Origin of the sequence: Falsiroseomonas sp. CW058 (assembly GCF_050563535.1) — a bacterium.
Lineage (GTDB): Bacteria > Pseudomonadota > Alphaproteobacteria > Acetobacterales > Acetobacteraceae > Falsiroseomonas.
In genome coordinates this window covers 13,737-29,841 of the sequence record NZ_JBNXUO010000045.1, presented here as the reverse complement: position 1 = coordinate 29,841, position 16,105 = coordinate 13,737, and the positions used below count along the sequence as shown (strand labels likewise).

At 67.8% G+C, this 16,105-nt stretch carries 16 protein-coding genes; 6 read left to right on the top strand and 10 right to left on the bottom strand.

Going from position 1 to position 16,105, the window contains the following annotated elements; all coding sequences use genetic code 11:
• Window positions 1-162 precede the first annotated feature (162 nt).
• The 3 genes from ACK8OX_RS23320 to ACK8OX_RS23310 all read right to left on the bottom strand — a co-directional run bounded on the left by ACK8OX_RS23320 (window position 163) and on the right by ACK8OX_RS23310 (window position 1,627).
• The gene (locus ACK8OX_RS23320; RefSeq protein WP_430666667.1) at window positions 163-1,071 is read right to left on the bottom strand and encodes an ArdC family protein; all 909 of its coding nucleotides are present in this window, start codon (window positions 1,069-1,071) and stop codon (window positions 163-165) included.
• 92 nt (window positions 1,072-1,163) lie between these two features.
• Entirely contained in the window at window positions 1,164-1,412 is a 249-nt protein-coding gene (locus ACK8OX_RS23315; RefSeq protein WP_430666666.1) for a hypothetical protein, read from the bottom strand.
• Window positions 1,409-1,627, bottom strand: coding sequence for a hypothetical protein (locus ACK8OX_RS23310; protein ID WP_430666665.1), 219 nt, complete (start codon window positions 1,625-1,627; stop codon window positions 1,409-1,411). Before ACK8OX_RS23310 ends, ACK8OX_RS23315 begins: the two co-directional genes overlap by 4 nt.
• Window positions 1,628-2,467: 840 nt before the next feature.
• On the opposite strand from ACK8OX_RS23310, the gene ACK8OX_RS23305 reads away from it, so the two are divergent.
• The 6 genes from ACK8OX_RS23305 (at window position 2,468) to ACK8OX_RS23280 (ending at window position 6,953) form a co-directional block, all read left to right on the top strand.
• Window positions 2,468-3,127 (top strand): NYN domain-containing protein, encoded by a 660-nt coding sequence (locus tag ACK8OX_RS23305; RefSeq protein ID WP_430666664.1) that lies wholly within the window; start codon window positions 2,468-2,470, stop codon window positions 3,125-3,127.
• Between the two features lie 82 nt (window positions 3,128-3,209).
• A complete protein-coding gene (locus tag ACK8OX_RS23300) occupies window positions 3,210-3,983 on the top strand; it encodes a helix-turn-helix domain-containing protein (RefSeq protein ID WP_430666663.1) in 774 nt (257 codons plus the stop codon).
• 90 nt (window positions 3,984-4,073) lie between these two features.
• Window positions 4,074-4,643: a hypothetical protein gene (locus ACK8OX_RS23295; protein WP_430666662.1), complete on the top strand. Its 570-nt coding sequence runs from the start codon at window positions 4,074-4,076 to the stop codon at window positions 4,641-4,643.
• Window positions 4,640-4,993: a hypothetical protein gene (locus ACK8OX_RS23290; protein ID WP_430666661.1), complete on the top strand. Its 354-nt coding sequence runs from the start codon at window positions 4,640-4,642 to the stop codon at window positions 4,991-4,993. The genes ACK8OX_RS23295 and ACK8OX_RS23290 overlap by 4 nt, the downstream gene beginning before the upstream one ends.
• Entirely contained in the window at window positions 4,987-6,141 is a 1,155-nt protein-coding gene (locus tag ACK8OX_RS23285) for a hypothetical protein (RefSeq protein WP_430666660.1), read from the top strand. Before ACK8OX_RS23290 ends, ACK8OX_RS23285 begins: the two co-directional genes overlap by 7 nt.
• Window positions 6,138-6,953 (top strand): hypothetical protein, encoded by an 816-nt coding sequence (locus ACK8OX_RS23280; protein ID WP_430666659.1) that lies wholly within the window; start codon window positions 6,138-6,140, stop codon window positions 6,951-6,953. The genes ACK8OX_RS23285 and ACK8OX_RS23280 overlap by 4 nt, the downstream gene beginning before the upstream one ends.
• On the opposite strand, the gene ACK8OX_RS23275 is transcribed toward ACK8OX_RS23280, so the two are convergent.
• From ACK8OX_RS23275 to ACK8OX_RS23245, 7 genes are all read right to left on the bottom strand, one after another.
• Window positions 6,937-7,899, bottom strand: a complete 963-nt coding sequence (locus tag ACK8OX_RS23275) for a tyrosine-type recombinase/integrase (protein ID WP_430666658.1) — start codon at window positions 7,897-7,899, stop codon at window positions 6,937-6,939. The two genes, ACK8OX_RS23280 and ACK8OX_RS23275, sit on opposite strands and share 17 nt — an antisense overlap.
• The gene (locus ACK8OX_RS23270) at window positions 7,896-8,210 is read right to left on the bottom strand and encodes a hypothetical protein (RefSeq protein ID WP_430666657.1); all 315 of its coding nucleotides are present in this window, start codon (window positions 8,208-8,210) and stop codon (window positions 7,896-7,898) included. The genes ACK8OX_RS23275 and ACK8OX_RS23270 overlap by 4 nt, the downstream gene beginning before the upstream one ends.
• 85 nt (window positions 8,211-8,295) lie before the next feature.
• Complete coding sequence (locus ACK8OX_RS23265) at window positions 8,296-8,970, bottom strand: hypothetical protein (protein WP_430666656.1); 675 nt, start codon at window positions 8,968-8,970, stop codon at window positions 8,296-8,298.
• Window positions 8,967-9,959: a hypothetical protein gene (locus ACK8OX_RS23260; protein WP_430666655.1), complete on the bottom strand. Its 993-nt coding sequence runs from the start codon at window positions 9,957-9,959 to the stop codon at window positions 8,967-8,969. The genes ACK8OX_RS23265 and ACK8OX_RS23260 overlap by 4 nt, the downstream gene beginning before the upstream one ends.
• A 53-nt stretch (window positions 9,960-10,012) precedes the next feature.
• Window positions 10,013-11,209: a GIY-YIG nuclease family protein gene (locus ACK8OX_RS23255; RefSeq protein WP_430666654.1), complete on the bottom strand. Its 1,197-nt coding sequence runs from the start codon at window positions 11,207-11,209 to the stop codon at window positions 10,013-10,015.
• Window positions 11,202-13,256, bottom strand: a complete 2,055-nt coding sequence (locus ACK8OX_RS23250) for a pseudomurein-binding repeat-containing protein (RefSeq protein WP_430666653.1) — start codon at window positions 13,254-13,256, stop codon at window positions 11,202-11,204. The genes ACK8OX_RS23255 and ACK8OX_RS23250 overlap by 8 nt, the downstream gene beginning before the upstream one ends.
• On the bottom strand, window positions 13,253-16,003 hold the full coding sequence (locus tag ACK8OX_RS23245) for a class I SAM-dependent DNA methyltransferase (protein WP_430666652.1): 2,751 nt from the start codon (window positions 16,001-16,003) through the stop codon (window positions 13,253-13,255). Before ACK8OX_RS23245 ends, ACK8OX_RS23250 begins: the two co-directional genes overlap by 4 nt.
• Window positions 16,004-16,105 lie beyond the last annotated feature (102 nt).

Here is a 16,105-nt window from a genome sequence, read left to right as displayed (position 1 = left end):
GCCCCCCCCCCGCCCCGGCCGGGGGGGGGGGGGCGGCCGGGGGGGGGCCGCGGCCGGGCGCCGCCCCCCCCCCCCCCCCCCCCCCCCGCCCGGACAGGGTCGTTCTGATCTCGACTTGTCCGGAGTGGATCGGGGGCGGGCTGGTGCCCGCCCCCTGCCCGGCTACGGCGCCCGCTGTTTGGCCGCCGCGATCAGCCAGTCCGCCGCGGCCTGGGCCTTACCGGCGGCGGTGAAGATCGCCCGCCGATCGCCGCGCAGCAGCCCGAGCCAGTGCGCGACGTAGCGGGCATGGTCCTCGCGCGGCTCGGCCGTGAAACCAAGGGCGGCGAGCGCGAAGGCCGCGCCGAGCTCCGCCACCAGCTCCTCGGCCGCGTAGGCCTGGCCGCCGAAGCGCCCCGTCAGGTCGCGCGCGAGCCGGGACGGGTGCCCGGTCCAGTGCGCGGCCTCGTGGGCGAGGGTGGCGTAGTAGCCCCCGACCGTGCGGAAGTCGGCGAAGGGCGGCATCTGCACGTGGTCCGTGCCCGGGCTGTAGAACGCCGCGTTGCCGCCGTGCCGGAGGTCGAGGCCGGGCAGGGCGGCGAAGAACGCCTCCGCCTCCGCGATCCGCGCCGCCTCCGGCAGCCGCGGGGCGGCGTCGCGGGGCAGGGCGGCCCCGTCCACCTGGGCGGCATTGAAGACGGCGTAGGCGCGCGCCCAGGGGCCACGCCGGGCGCCCTCCTCCACCTCTTCCCCGTCCTCGGCCTCGCCACCCTTCGCCGCATCCGGGAAGCGCCAGTAGACGACGGTGGCGGCGCGCTCGCCCTTGCGGACCTGGCCGCCGAGCTCGGCCCATTGCCGGTAGGTGCCCCAGAGGCCGCCCGGGTAGCCGCGCGCCTCGGCCGCCGCCCAGAGGGCGAGGGTGTTGACGCCCCCGTAGGCCGCGCCGCGCGCGACGTTGACGGGGAGCATCGGCGAGCCGCTCGGGTCGCGCCGGCGGTGCCAGGGCATGCGCCAGTCCTTTCCTCTCGCCACCCCGCTCTCGATGGCGGCGACGATCGCGTCCGTGACGCGCGCGTAGACGTCCGCGCGCACCTCGGCAGCCGGCGGGGGAGGGGAGGCCTCCCGCGCCGCGTGCTGCCGCGTGCTGGGCCCCTCCCGCCGGGCCTGGGCGTGCCGGGCCGCCATCATCCGACCCACCGGCCGGAGCTGGCGCAGGCGTGGCCGGTGAGGCTGGCGCAGGCCTTCACGCCGACGACGCGCGGCTCCGGCCCCCAGCCGCGGCGGGGGCGGAAGGGGGCGCGGGCCTCGCAGGCGGACCACGCGACGACGCGGGCGCGGAAGGAGAAGAACTGCCGCCGCTGGCTGCGCCAGTAGACGAAGAAGGGCCGTGGGCCGGCGAGATAGAGCGGGGCAGGGGAGGGGAGGGCGCTCATGCCGCGGCCTCCTCCGCCCCGGCCGGGACGGCGTAGGCGTCGAGCACGGCACGGGCGGCAGCGAGGCAGTGCCGGAGGTCGGCCGCGCGGGCCGCGAGCGCGGCGCGGGCAGGGGAGTGCACCGGCAGGGCAGCGAGGCCGGCCTGCACGGCCGCCAGCTCGCTTCGCGCACCCTCAGCGGTGGCGAGGGCAACGTCGGTCCAGCGGTCGTTCACAGGGCGGCCCTCCGGGTCGGAAGGGCAGGGGAGGGGTGGAAGGAGAGGGAGGGGTGGCGGGCACGGTTGCGCGCGCGGCCCTGGACCCCCATCACGGGGTCAGCCTGGGTCATGGTCACAGTCCATGTCTCGGGTCAGGCCGGGGATGAGGGGTTGCCGCCCCTCGCCCTGGCCGCCGGTCATCCCGACCGGCAAGAAGAAGAGTATACGCAAGGCACTGAATTAGCAAGCAAATACAGCGGTTTAGCCGTATTTCTGCTTCACGGCCACGAGTGCATTTCCGTACTCGCCGCCGCCTCGACAGTGCCGCCGCGAGCAACAGCGCGGGCAATACGCGCCTTTACTTTCTCTCTTCTCTCAACCCCGCTCCCTGTTCGACCCGCGCCGGAGGCGGGGGTCGGACTTCTGCATTGACGCTCCCCGTCCCGACGGGCTCTGCCGAGCCGGCGCGCGCAGCGCGGGTCAGGGATCGCCGGAGGCGACCGCGGAGCGGCGCGAGGCAGGGCCGAGCGTCCTTGACGCGCGCGAGCACGCCGGCAGCCTCCCACGCGGCGGGACAGGCGCGGCGCCGCCGCCATACCTGCGTGAGGGACCGTCACGCGTAGCGCCGAGACCCGCAGGGGCTCGGGGAGGCCGCGCAGCGGCCGAGTAGGGCCCGACCCCGCGCAGCGGGGGCACGCCCGAGACAAATTGTTGCAAGGCTTGAAGCAACGCGGGGATACCGATATCTGTTTCGGGGATACCCGCCGGCACGGCACCCCGCTCGCCGGGGAGCGGTGTCGGTTCAGGAGCCGCCAGGGCACCCGCCCTCGGCGGCTTCTGCGTATCTGGGCAGGGGCGGTGAAGCGGACGTTCGTCTACGTCGACGGGTTCAACCTTTACTACCGCGCGCTCAAGGGCACGCCGCACAAGTGGCTCGACATCCTGGCCCTCGTGCGGGGACTGCTCGACCCCGACAACGACGTCCAGAAGATCCGCTACTTCACCGCTCCCGTCAGCGGGAAACTCGATCCCGGCCAGCCGGTCCGGCAGGACACCTACCTGCGCGCGCTGCGGACCCTGTCCTGCGTCGAGGTGCACTTCGGCAACTTCCTGACGAAGCAAAAGGTCCGGCCGCTCGTCCATCCGCTTGCGGACGGCACGACGCACGTGAAGGTCTGGAACACCGAGGAAAAGGGCTCCGACGTGAACCTCGCGACCTACCTCGTCCACGACGCCTGGCGCGGGCTGTACGACGTGGCCGTCGTACTCTCGCAGGATACCGACCTCTGCGAGCCGCTGCGCATCGTGCGCGACGAAGTGGGCCGGACGGTGGGCCTCGTGTGGCTCGACGGCACGCAGCCCGGGAAGCTCGGCGCCGTAGCGAGCTTCGTGCGGCACGTGACGCCAAGCCGGCTCGCGGCGGCGCAGTTCGCGCCGGTCCTGGTCGGGCGGAACGGAAGGCCCATCCGGTGCCCGGTAGAGTGGACGGCGCCGGCGGGTGGTGGAGGCGCCACATAGGCCCGGCGCCCTACAATCCGAGGTGACGACCACCTGACGACTGGCTGCCGTCACCCTGCCGACCCTCGATAGCGGAGCATCCATGCGCAAGCCGGAGAGGAGAAAGGGCATGCGGTGCGACGGGGCCAGGGCGGCAAGCCTGCGCAGGGGGCTCGGGTTCTCGCAGCAGGACGTGGCCGACAAGGCCAAGGTCTCGAAGACGACGGTGGAGAGGTTGGAGCGCGGCGTGGCCGTGGACTACCAGACCGTCCACCAAGTCGCCGCGGTGCTCGGCGTCGCGTTCGCCGACCTCCTGCAGCCCGCGGAGCGGGAGGGGGCGGGGCCGGAGGTGGACTTCGTGCCGCTCGCGCCGCTCGGTTCGGCCCGGGAGCTGATGGAGCTGCTGCTCCGCTGCGACGCGGTGCTGCTGGACATCGAGGACAGGCCCCGCCCCGACACCCTGCAAAGCCTCCTGGCGACGCTGCGCTGCTTCGAGCGCCTCCTGCCCGGCACAGGGCACACCGACTGGGATACGCTGGGCACCTGGCGCGCGAGCGCCGTGGGCCGCCTGGAGGGCCTGCTCGTCCTCGAGGAGATGACCGGGGCGCTAGCCGAGGCGGGCATGCACCTGCTCGCGGGCGAGTACGTCGCCGACATGACGCCTTCCGAGGCGCAGGCGGCCGCCGAGGACTTCGTGGACTCGATGGAGTTCACAGGGCTGAGCGGATCCGACTTCGACCCGCGCAAGCGTGTCGGGCTGCTCCGGGTGGTTCAGGCCGGGCGGCGGCAGGGCAAGGTGAAAGTGGATGATATGGCGCGGGAGCGGGCTCCGGCGCCGGAGCCCGCCGCGGCCGCGCCGGACGACTGGCCCTTCTGAGGGCACTCCCAGGCCGTGCGCGCGCCGACTTGACAGCGCGCGACCATCTTCCCATTTTCCTCACGTGTGTCATGTGAGATATTGAAGGTCATGCGCTTCGATATGAATGAGATGGGCGGCGGGGAGGTGCTGGCCGGCGCCGTCAACGGCCGGCACACCCTCGGCCGGATGCTCGCCGCGGCCGCCGCGGAGCCCGACCAGCCGGCGCCGGTGTTCCTCGACTTCGCCGGCGTCGAGGTGGCCACCGCCAGCTTCCTCCGCGAGAGCGTCCTGGCGTTCCGGGACGCCGTGCGGGGGCGGCGGTCGCGCCTCTACCCGGTCATCGCGAACCCGAACGACGCGGTCCGGGACGACCTGGCCGAGCTCGTCGGGCCGCGCGGGGACGTGCTGATGGCCTGCGTCCTCGACCCGGCCGGCTCGGTGACGCAGGCGGCCCCCATCGGCGAGCTCGACCCGAAGCAGCGGCTCACCTTCGACCTCGTCCGCAAACACGGCGAGACTGACGCGGCCGCGCTCATGCGCGCCTACGGCGAGGAGGAGGGGACGAAGCACGCGACGGCGTGGAACAACAGGCTGTCCGCTCTCGCGGCGCTCGGCCTAGTGGTCGAGGTCAGCCAGGGCCGAGCGAAGCGCTACCGGCCCCTGTTCGAGGGGGCGTGACGATGGGAGCCGACTTCATCGAGAAGGCCGCGCCGAGCTTCAAGAAGAGCTGGGACCGCGGCCGGGTGGCGCTGGCCACCTCCACGCTGTTCACCAGCGAGCCGTCCCGCCTGGTGCGCACCGTGGCCGCCGACGTCGTCGGCGGGGCGCGCCTGCATGCCGGCGATGTCCTCGTGGTGCAGGCCGAGGGCGGCGGGCTGACGGCCCGCCGGGGCAACGCGGTGGTGGCGCGGGCCGAGGGGTGCCGGCCCGAGCTGATGGCCGCTGTGGAGGCGTCCTGCGGCATCGCGAAGGGGACCGTGGAGCAGGTCCACGACTTGGCCGGCGCCGTGGAGATCTCGCTGTGCTGACCGATCCCACCTCCCACACGCCGACGCCGTCGCGGAGCCACCGCAAGGAGCGCCGGCTCTGGCACGACGAGGCCCGCAACCCGCCGTGCATCGGTTGCTCCGGCTGCCCGGAGCGCGCCTTGTGCGGCGGCCTCCGGCTCGAGCTGCGCTCCTTCGATTGCCTGGACTTCTGCTGCAAGAACCCGTCGGGCTGCGACCGGGTCTGCCGGAACAACCCCGATTTCGTCGACCGCGTGCGGGAGATCGGCAGCTTCGACCTCGCGGAGGTACCGCGAGCGTCAGTCCCGCCTCCCACGCCCGAGCTGCCGCCCGTCGTGCCCATGATCTTCCACGGCAGCGCGCGCGCCGCGCGCGTCTCGCCGCCCGCGGCGGCGCTGTCGCTGTACCAGATGCTGGACCGCCGGACCGGCGAGCCGCGGCACGCCTCGCACGAGGCGCTCTGCGCGGCGTACGGCATCGCGCCGGGGACGCCTCTGCTGCTCACGGGCACAGGCCGCGACCGCCCCCTGGAACGCTGGTGGGGAATCGGCGGCGCCCGCCGGCGCGCGGTGATCCGCGCCGCGCGGACCGCGGGCGCCGTTGCGGCGACCACGCCCAACTTCAGCCTGTTCCTCGACCGGCCGCGCTGGGACGACCTGCACGCGATGGCGCGGATCGCGATCGTGCACTGGGAGTTCCTAGACGAGGGGCTGCCCGCCGCCCTCCACGTCAACGGCCGCACCGAGGCGGACTTCCAGCGCTGGGCGGCCTTCCTGGCGGAGCGGCTGGAGATAACCCTCCTGGCCTACGAGTTCGCCACCGGGACCGGCTGGGCCGGCCGGCGGGAGCGGCACGCCGCGTGGCTGGCCGGCCTCGCGCGGGGCGTCGGCCGCCCGCTCGCCATCGTGGTGCGGGGCGGGGCCGACGTGCTGCCGGCGCTGGCCGGGGCCTTCGCCAGGACGACCGTCCTCGACACCAACGTGTTCATGAAGACCGTGATGCGCCAGCGCGCCATCTCCGCCGGCGACGGTGCGCCGCCCACGTGGCGCTCCGCTCCGACGCCGCTCGGCGCACCGCTCGACGGATTGCTGGCCGAAAACCTGGCCGCGGTGGAGGGGTGGCTCGGCCGCAGCGGCCCGGAGCGGCGCAAGCGCGGCCGCGCCGCGTGACGACGCTCGACTTCGCCGCCCTGGACGGGCTGGCGTTCGCCGCGGAGCGGGGGCGCTTGGCCGGCAGGCAGGTGGAGCGCGCGGTGGTGCGCGACCTCGGCCCGCTGATCGAGATGTCGCACCTGGCCGCCGCCGGTCTTCTGCCGCGCCCCGGGGATGCGCCCTGGCTGGAGCTGGACGGCGTGGGCGACCTGCGCGGCGCCCTCGCGCAGGGCCAGATGCGCTGGGTGTGTCCCTTCCGCCGGAACGTCGGCTTCCTGCGCACCGCGGGGGAGCGCGACGAGATGAGCTGGACCGCCTTCGGCGTCGCCGCCCAGCAGGCGGCGGTGGGGGCGGGCTTTGCGAAGCGCGTCGCCGCGCAGCTCGTGGGCGCGATCGGCGAGATGTACAGCAACATCTACGAGCACTCGGGCGCCGCCAGGACCGGTCTGGTCGCCTTCATGGCCCGGGAGAAATCCTTCGAGTTCGTGGCCGCCGACCGTGGCGCGGGCGTCCTCGACAGCCTGCGGACCTGCCCGGAGTACGCCGGGCTCGACGACCACGGGGAGGCGCTGCGGCTGACCCTCTCCGACGGAGTGTCGCGGCACGGCCGCGGGACGGACCACGGCAAGGGCTTCCGCCCGCTCTTCATCGGGGTCGCCAACCTGAACGGGCTGCTGCGCTTCCGCTCGGGCGACCATGCCCTCGTAATCGACGGGCACAAGCCGTCGCTCGTGGCGGCGAGGCTGGCGCAGAAGCCGAGGATCGGCGGCTTCCTCGCCTCGGTGAAGTGCCTCGTCGCCGGCGACGCAGCGCCTAGTACGCGACCTTGAAGGTCGGGCTGTCCTCCGGCCGCGTCCGCCGGTGGTCGTAGATGCGCGTCGTTGCGATGTTCGCGTGCCCGAGCCACTCCTGCACCTTGGCGATGTCGGCCTGGTGATCGAGCGCGTTGGTGGCGGCCGTCGCGCGCAGCGCGTGCGCGCCGATCTCGAAGCCCAGGGCGGCCGAGTAGGCCCGCACCAACTTGTAGACGCCGTCCGGCGTGATCGCCGCGTTAAGGCGTCCGGTGCGGTTGTTGCGTACCGGCCGGAACAGGGCACCGCCGTCGTCGTCGCCGTGGCCCGCCGTGTCGAGGTAGTCGTGGATCAGCGCGTTCGTGCCGGGGTGCAGCGGCAAGTAGCGCGTCTTACCGCCCTTCCCCGACACCCTGAGGTGCGGCACGCCCTTCCGTGCGTGGCGGAAGTCCCGCACCCGCAGCTTGCACAGTTCGTCGCGCCGCAGCGCGTGGAACAGCAGCGTCGAGAGGATGGCGCGGTCACGCTTGCCGCGGATGCCGTCGTCGGCGGGCGCCGCGAGAAGGGCGCGCGCTTGGTGGTCACCAAGCGCTGGCGTCCTGCCTTCGCCGCTCTCGGTCCGCGGGCGCTGGACACCCTTCACCGGGTTGTGGGTCACGGCGTTGCGGTTGCAGAGATACTCGAACAGCGAGGCGAGCGAGGCGAGCCGGTGCCGGACCGTGCTGCCCCCAAGGCCGCGATGCCCGAGCTCGTCGCGCCAAGCGATGACATGGGCCCGCGTGACGGCGCGGAACTCCTCGGGCCGGGCGATGCCGGTGAAGCGCATAAAATCGCCCACCCCGTGACGGTAGGCACGCTGGGTGCTTGGATTGGTGATGTTGGCGAACCACTCCGCTTCCGGCGGCACGCTGGCGAGGTGCCGGAACTCCTCTGCTGTCAGCAGCCGGGCAGACGAGGGTGCGACGACGGGAAGCGGGTCAGTCATGTCGCAGCCTCGGGATCGATGATCTCGAGGCGGCCTCGCAGCGTCGGCTCCCCGCGCATCAGGCCCAAACCGGCGTGCGTGCTCGTAACCTGCATGAGCGGGCCGATCTTCGCCAGGAAGGGGCCGACCCGGTCGCCGACGATGAACCGGTGTGATGTGCCGACATGCGCCTCCAGCAGCTCGGCATCGGTCACGAGGACCTCGTACTCGATGACACCGCGGGGATGAGGGGTCAGCTCGGTGAGGGGGAAGATGTCAGCCGCGACCGTGAACCCCGTCGTCGGACCGCGCTGCCAGGATAGATGGGCCATCGAATCGCACCTTCCCTCGGTCGGGCTGAGGCAGGCAAACTAGTCTTGATAAAATCTGTTATCAAGAATGGCGTATTGAATGATGCTAGCTGTGGGTCTGCTTCTCCAACTCCTCCGCCTTCAGCGCGATAGCGATCAGCACCGACTGGTATACGTTCCACACGAAGCTCTTCGTGATCACCACGAGTAGCAGCAAGTACGTCCCCAGTAGCCCAACAGCGAAGTGGATTAAGGCGCTCCGAAGCTCGGGATGGTTGCTCGTGAGCCAGCCCAGCAGTGCCGTAGCCGGCGTACCTTGGGCAAACAGGAAGCCCAACACGACACACACCAACAGGAAGGCGATGAAGTGCCAGAAGTCGAGCATAAAGGAGAGAAAGATAGTCTGGAGCTGGCTTCGGGCATTACCGCGCGGGCTGCTGTTGTCGGGCAGCGTAGCCAGCGCGCGGAAGACGCGTACGTCGGTCACGGTGGCAAAGATCGTGAAGCCGGCAATCAGGAAGGCAAGCATGGCTGACCCGAAGGCGAGGCCGGTGGCAGCCCATGTCCTCACGAAGGTGACGGCGCCGGCTCCGCTACCCCAGGAGCCACCCAGCAGCTGCTTATCGATCAGAAAGCCGCCAGCGCTTAGCCCAATGCAGAGCGCAATGCCCCCGAAGCTCCTGAGCCTCGTCATCGAGGCCCACAGCGCCGACCGCGCCAGCTGCCAATAGGAGCCGTGCGCGAAGAGCCCGTCGCGCCAGTCCTGCTCGGGGGGCGTCACATGCCGTCCAGCGCGCGGAGTTTCGCCTGCACGTCGTCCGCCGGCTGCTCCACGCGGATAGTCCCCGCGGCCATCAGCCCCACAAAGCTTTGGTAGAGGCGGCCGAAGAGCGCGCGGCGTTCCTTTGGAGGATCCTTGATCGGTGCGCTTACCTTGAAGCTGTCGTTGTCTCCGTCGATCTTGTTGTCGTTCTCGTCGCGCCCGACGAGGCGCACACGCTGGCCTCCGGACGCCGCGGCGTCCGCGATCTGGCGGCCCGCCTCTTGAAGATCGAAGCCTTCTGACTTCTCCGTGCGGACGACAGTTTTGTCGGGCGCCAGCTTCTGGTTCTGCTCGCGCCACTGGCGCCAAATGGCACTGCCGTCGATCTCCTGATTCGGCTTCACCAGCTCAAACTCGATGCGCTGCAGCTTAGAGAAGCGCTTGAGAAACGCCTCGATGCTAGCCTCGTTTGAGAGCGGGACGACGTCGATCACAGGGCGCCCATGCTCGCGCATCAAAGCTGCCTTGGTGGTGCGCTCGCCGCGCTCCTTTGCGGCGGCAAGCAGGCCGTCGATGTAGGCCTTGTGCCGCTCAGAGATGAACTTCCGGGCTGCCGCCTCGAAGGCCACGAGATCGGGCGCGTATGGCGTCTCGGGGAGGTAAACGAGGCGGTGATTGTTCAGCACCAGCAAGAACCATGCGGATGGCGCCGACGCCATAGCCTGCTGGTCTGGGATGAGCCCCTGCTCAGGGTGCAGAACCTGATGCCGACGCAGCACCGTGTTCTTGATGAAGCGACCTCCGACAGCGACGACTGGGCTCTGCGGCTCACCGAAGCGAACGAGCTCCGCGTCGCGGATGACGTAAACGGTGTCGGGGCCGTAGGTCCGCTTAAGCGCCGGATCGGTGAGCGCCGGAACGACGATCTCGCGCGCGTAGTCGAGGAGGACCGCGTCGGAGCCGAAATGGCAGACGAAGTTTGCGAAAACAGCGTTCTGCTTACGCATCTATGTGTCGCAGCAGCATGCTAGCCTATCCATTTCCATGCAAATGCGATCCGTCAGGTCGCGACGCGCGGCTTCAACCGTGCCGCTTGCGGATCATACACATACTTCGTGATCGTGCCGTCCTTGATCTTCTCGACAGCCTCGTTGACCGCGAAAAGGGGCACCAGGAACCATTCGCGCGGCACGACCGGGTTGCCAAACCGGTCCTTCAATTCGATGTCGAGCCGCGCGGGCGCGAAAATCCTGTGGATCAGGTTCTCGAGCTTGCTGCGGTTGATGTTGTGCAGCTTGTAGGTGGCGACCACCTCGACATCAGCGAGCAGAAACGTGGCGTCCAGCTTGGCATTGGCGACACGGCGCTCGACGCTGCCTCCCGTGACGCCGATCTTGTGGACGAGCTCGCGGTGCTGCGCGACGGCGGGGTGGTCGGACTTGCTCCGTAGCACGTAGATCGTGCCACTCGCCTCGTCCCCATCCTCCTCGGTGTCGGCGAACAAAGGCCCTGATGTGGGTTCAATGATGCGGCGGCCAGTCGGATCCTGCTGGAGAGCCTTCTGCAGGGACCGCATCAGCATGTTGCTCTCGGTGCCGTTGTCGAAGATCACGCGCAGCCGCGCATCGATATTGCCATGATCGTTCGTGAAGGCCTCCTCCATCGCCGCGACGTAGGCCTTCTGCCCGCCGAGGATGTAGAAGCGGCCAGCCGCGATCTCGGACTTGCGCTCGAACCTCCGTGTCTGGCGCAAGCCGCTCTGGAGTTCGCTCTGCACCTGCTCGAACAGCGGCTTGAAGCTCTCGAAATCCTCGCATCTGTCGCGACTTGCAATCTCCTCGGCCTCACGCTTTTCAGCAGCCGTGCGGACGTGACGCAGCTCGGTAATGTCGGAGGCGCCCCCCACCTCTACGCCGAGCTGGGCCAGGAGCTCATCGTCGTCCATCTCGTCAGCAGCGGCCTCTTCTCCCTCCCCACCGGCCGGGAGCAGACCCTGGTGATCGAGGGGGGCGAGCAGTGTGCGGCATTCGGTCAGCTCCCGCAGGCGATCGAGGCGAACCGCGTAGAGGCGCTCGAAAATGTCGCGGTCCTCCCCATGCTGGGGTAGCCGTCCATGCTCCTCCACGAAGCGCTGGATGTCCTCGAAGCCGGCGATGATGTGCTCCTCGCGGGCCGTGCGGCCACCCTCGCGCTTCGCCTCGACCTCGACGCCGAGCTCCTCGAGAAGGGCGTCGTCCTCGTCAGTGAATTTAGCCACGCGCCGCCTCCGCCTTCATCCGGGCGAGAAAGGCCACCCCCTCGGCCATGCGCTTCTCCCAGGCGTCCGGCGAGGTGATGGAGGGAAGGCGGCCACGTTCCTGCTTGAACCGCAAGGCGCGCTTCGCAAGGTCCCGCGCTTCCTCAGGCGTCAGGTTCACCCGCTTTGCGCTGATGATGGCCTGGACCTGCTTCAGGCTATCCTCGCTCATGGTCTTGGCGAGGATCGCGTAGGCCTCGCCGAACGGGTTGATGCTGTCGATCAGGTCGATGTCGAGCTCCCGCACATCCATGGCGAACTTGCGCACGCCCTCGACGAAGGCGGTGTTCGGGCTCTTCTCGTCGTCCCCGCCGCCGGCCGCCGTCTCCTTGGCCTTCTGCGTCAGGTTGAGGGCGGCGATGGCGTGCTGCCGAACCGCCTCCTGGTCCTCCTCGTCGAGCTCCGGGTAGCGCTCCTTGATGATCTTCCCCATCCGAACCTGGGTGAGCTCCTCTGCGACCAGCTCCGGATCGAACAGGCCGCGCTCAACCGCGGGCTTGTCCTGCACGAAGGCAGCGATGACCTCGTTCAGGTCCTGCTGGCAGATGCGGGCCGCTTCCGGGCTCTTCGGCTCCGCCAGGCCCTTGATCTCGATCTCGAACCTGCCCTGCTCCTCGTTGAAGCCGACGTTGCACTTCGCCGGGTCGTACCCGCCCTCGCCGTAGTCGAAGCCGGGCGTGGGCCCGCTCCCCGTCTTCTTCGGCTTGAACTCGAAGCGGGGCGCGAGGACCTGCTCCATGAGCAGGCTGGCGGCGATCGCCTTCAAGGTGTCGTTGACCGCCTCCGCGACGGCCTGCTCGGCGGCGTCCGGCTCCGCGATGAGGTTGGTGAAGCGAGCGCGGGTCTTGCCGGGAGCGTCGCGCGTGGCGCGCCCGATGATCTGGACGATCTCGGTCAGGCTCGACCGATAGCCCACGGTCAGCGCGTGCTCGCACCAGATCCAGTCGAAGCCCTCCTTCGCCATGCCGAGCGCGATGATGATGTCCACGTGGTCGCGGTTGTTCTTCTGCGCCGGGTCCTTCAGCGCGGCGGAGACGCGGTCCCGCTTGGCGGCGTCGTCGTCCACCAGGTCCGCGATGCGCAGCAGGCGGCCCGCAGGAGTCTTCACGAGCTGGAAGCCCGTCGCGGGGTCCGTGCCCTGCCAGCTGCCGAGCTCCTCGATGATGTGCTCGACCTCCCTGATCTTGTCCTTCGTGCTCTCCCGCGAGTTGACGCTCGGGATGTGGATGATGGTCTTCTCGGCCGGGTCGAGCACCTTCAGGATGTCGTCGGCGTAGGAGCCGGAATAGAAGAAGTAGCCGATGTCGAGCTGCTTCAGGTGCTCGTAGCCGTTGAGCTGCTCGTAGTAGGTGTAGGTGACGGTCTCGAACCTGGCCTCGTCCTGCGGGGCGAGGACCGCCTCGGCGTCGCCGCGGAAGTAGGAGCCTGTCATCGCGACGAGGTGCACGCGGTCGCGGGCGATGAACTCGCCGAGGTGCAGGCCGAGACGGTTGTCCGGGTTGGCGGAGACATGGTGGAACTCGTCCACCGCAATCAGCCGGTCGTCGAATGCCGCCACGCCGAACTTGTCCACGGCGAAGCGGAAGGTGGCGTGGGTACAGACCAACACCTTGTCCGTGCTGGCGAGGAAGGCTCCGACTGCGTTGACCTTGCCGCCGTCCGTGCCCGGGGCGTTGCAAAGGTTCCATTGCGGCGCGACGGTCCAGTCGGCCCAAAAGCCGAACTTCGTCAGCGGCTCGTCGGCGAAACTGGAACCGATGGACCTCTCCGGCACCACGATGATGGCTTGGCGGAGGCCCTGGTTGTGGAGCTTGTCGAGGGCGATGAACATGAGCGCGCGGCTCTTGCCCGAGGCAGGCGGCGATTTGATGAGAAGGTACTGCTCGCCGCGCTTCTCGTAGGCGCGCTCCTGCATGGGCCGCATGCCGAGCGCGTTAGCCTTGGTCGAGCCGCCATTGCGGTTGTAGGAGACCGAGACGGAGGGAACGGACCGGGTGGGGGTGGTCATACGGCAGCCTCCGGCTTTTTCTTCCTCTTGGATGCGTTCTGGCCGGCCGTCATCTTCGTGTAGAGGTCGAAAAGCTTTTCCAGGCGCTCGGTGTCATTCCTGAAGCGCCGGCCAATGTAGATGCGCTCCAGTACCTCGTCGTTGCGGTCATGCGCAGCGCGCAGGTCGGCGGGCATGGTCTCGGGATCGTACAGGTCCGCTATAGTCGCAGGGAAGTGCGTCTCCCGTGCCAAGAGGATATCTTCGGCGCAGCGAGTGAGGTCAGCCTTATTCTTCTCGGTCAGCGGTGGGACAGGAAAAGTATTATAAACTACCGTATTTCCATATCGTATGCCATCACCTAGACGACCGGCAATCGTCTCCGCCCAAACGCGATGCAATGTCGAAACAATAAGCGCGAACTCTAGCGTTCGAATGCCATACACGGTGAACGCTGCATGATTCGAGACGTGACCCTGCCTCTTCAAATCGGCAGGCACATACTCAAACCCGTTTCCAATGGTGTTTCCCACTTGGACAAAATCATCGTCCTCGTAGGTAGAATAGCAAAAAGCATGAGGGCGTCGGGCAGCTTTCCGAGCGTCGCGCCCGGCGCCTTCGCGATAGCGGCGGCATCCATCAATGATATTTCTAACAACGGGAATTTTGGAAGCATCATGCGCGTCAGCGTCGTCCACCCATAGACACCAACGGTGAGTACCCGAAAGTAGCTCCTTTGTTCCCCCATACCGCTTTATGAACTTTTCTGCTTCTGTGCTTTCGCCCAAAATGCGAGACACATCTTGCTGCTCGAAAATAAGACGCTTGCCATCAACAGGGTTGCTACCCATTCGCATTGGGGCGATTGCAGAAATCGGGTTGTCTCTAGGTGTGCATATTATTTTGGGCCCAGGAATCAAATAGGGTGCTATACTCTGACATTCTTGCATCTGCTCGCCAAAGAACAGTTTTTTTGGGTTTCGCTCTTCTGCTTCCAATCCTATTATCGTGCACCAAACACCAGCGTTGTTCGCCGCCGAGTTGGCCCATTTGAATGGGCGGTATGCAAAGCAGATCGAGGCGCGTGCGAATATTTTCGGCCAGAGCAAAGCGACTTGCTCACCCTGACATATTGAACTTGTTGCAACCAACGCCATTCTACATTTCGTGTCTTTTAGCATAGACAGACCTTTAAATATAAAGGCACAGACATAATCGAGAAGTTGCGCGTCAGATAGTCCGGCCGCAGCCATATCGGCGACCTGTTCCGTACTCTTTTTCTTCGCGCCCAAATAAGGCGGGTTTCCGCAAATATATGTCTCTCCTCCTTCATTTTCGAAATCTATTTGCGTCTGATTTAAGGGCGTTAAAAACAAATCATCGGCGAGGAGTTTAACTCCTGTAGCTGTCGGTGGGCAGACGCTCAACCAATCCAGCCGCAGCGCATTGCCTGGGGTGATCCAGTTCTCGGCGTCGAGCGGTAGGAAGTCCTGCAGAGCCTCCTTCTGACCGCGATAGAGCACGTCGCATTGAAACTCAGCGATGATAAGCGCCAAGCGGGCGATCTCGGCTGGAAAGTCGCGTAGCTCGATTCCTCGGAAGTTGGTGAGGGGGATGTCGGACTTGCGCCCGCTCTCGTGCCGTCGCTTGTTGATCTCCGCTTCAATCTCCCGCATCGCCTTGTAGGCGATCACCAGGAAGTTGCCGGAGCCGCAGGCGGGGTCGAAGACCCTGATCCGTGCCATGCGGTTCCGCAGGTTGAGCAGCTTGCGCGCATTGTCCCCGGCCTCCGCCAGCTTCTCCCGCAGATCTTCGAGGAAGAGCGGGTTCAGCACCTTCAGAATGTTCGGCACACTGGTGTAGTGCATGCCGAGCGCGCCGCGCTCCTCATCCTCGGCGACAGCCTGGATCATCGATCCGAAGATGTCCGGGTTGATCTTCTTCCAGTCGAGGCGGCCGATGTGCAGCAGGTAGGACCGCGCGATCCTGCTGAAGCGCGGCACCTCCACGCTGCCCGAGAAGAGCCCGCCGTTCACGTAGGGGAAGGCGTCCGCCCAGCGCGGGATTCCGGCCCCCGGCCGGTCGGCCGTCTTCATGTTCATGGCCTGGAAAATCGTGCTGATCACCTCCTGCGTGTTGGAGGAATCCGGAGCGCTCATCGTCTCCAGGGTCGTGGTGAAGAGCAGCGACCCGCTGAAGATGTCCGTGTCCTCCGCGAAGAAGCAGAAGATCAGCCGGGCCATGAAGTGGTTCATGTCTGGCCGGCGCGCCGCGGTACCCCAGTCCGGATTGTCCCTCAGCAGCTCGACGTAGAGCCGGTTGAGCCGGCCAGTCGCCTTGATGTCGAAGGCGCTTTCCCGGATCTGCTTGACGGTCGTGATGCCCGCGAGCGGCAGGAAAAAGCCGAAATGGTCGGGAAAGTCGCCGTACGCGCACGCGACCGTCTCGCCGCTGGCGAGGTCCTCGGCCTCCAGGCTGCCGCCGTCCGTGGCGAGAATGAACTTCGCCTTCGCGCGCGCGGTCGCAGGGCTGGCCCTCAATGCCTGGAGGGTCGTCGCGACCTGGCCCGGAGGGCAGATTGCGATGTGGATGTTGTTGGTCTGGAGCACGCCGCCGAGGTCGGACTTGTTCGAAGCGCCGCTGCGCAGCCGCTTCAGCGTGGTCTCCTTGTTCCCGAAGGCCTCCAGGAAGGCGTAGGGAAATTCGGCCGGGTCGAACGGGCGCTCGGCGAGCGCCGACACGGCTTCCTCGATTTCAACAGCGTTCAATTCCCACCCCTCAGGGGGCCGGCGGCTCCCCTCCCCGCACCCGTTAAACACCAGCCATCCCGACGAAGCCGGTCAGGCCAACGCGGTTCGGGTTTATCACAC

What these genes read in the sequence shown, in the direction of transcription:
- ACK8OX_RS23315 (WP_430666666.1), bottom strand. Translation starts at nt 1,412, where the DNA reads ATGAGCGCCCTCCCCTCCCCTGCCCCGCTCTATCTCGCCGGCCCACGG.
- ACK8OX_RS23300 (WP_430666663.1), top strand. Translation starts at nt 3,210, where the DNA reads ATGCGCAAGCCGGAGAGGAGAAAGGGCATGCGGTGCGACGGGGCCAGG.
- ACK8OX_RS23295 (WP_430666662.1), top strand. Translation starts at nt 4,074, where the DNA reads ATGCGCTTCGATATGAATGAGATGGGCGGCGGGGAGGTGCTGGCCGGC.
- ACK8OX_RS23275 (WP_430666658.1), bottom strand. Translation starts at nt 7,899, where the DNA reads ATGACTGACCCGCTTCCCGTCGTCGCACCCTCGTCTGCCCGGCTGCTG.
- ACK8OX_RS23270 (WP_430666657.1), bottom strand. Translation starts at nt 8,210, where the DNA reads ATGGCCCATCTATCCTGGCAGCGCGGTCCGACGACGGGGTTCACGGTC.
- ACK8OX_RS23260 (WP_430666655.1), bottom strand. Translation starts at nt 9,959, where the DNA reads ATGCGTAAGCAGAACGCTGTTTTCGCAAACTTCGTCTGCCATTTCGGC.
- ACK8OX_RS23250 (WP_430666653.1), bottom strand. Translation starts at nt 13,256, where the DNA reads ATGACCACCCCCACCCGGTCCGTTCCCTCCGTCTCGGTCTCCTACAAC.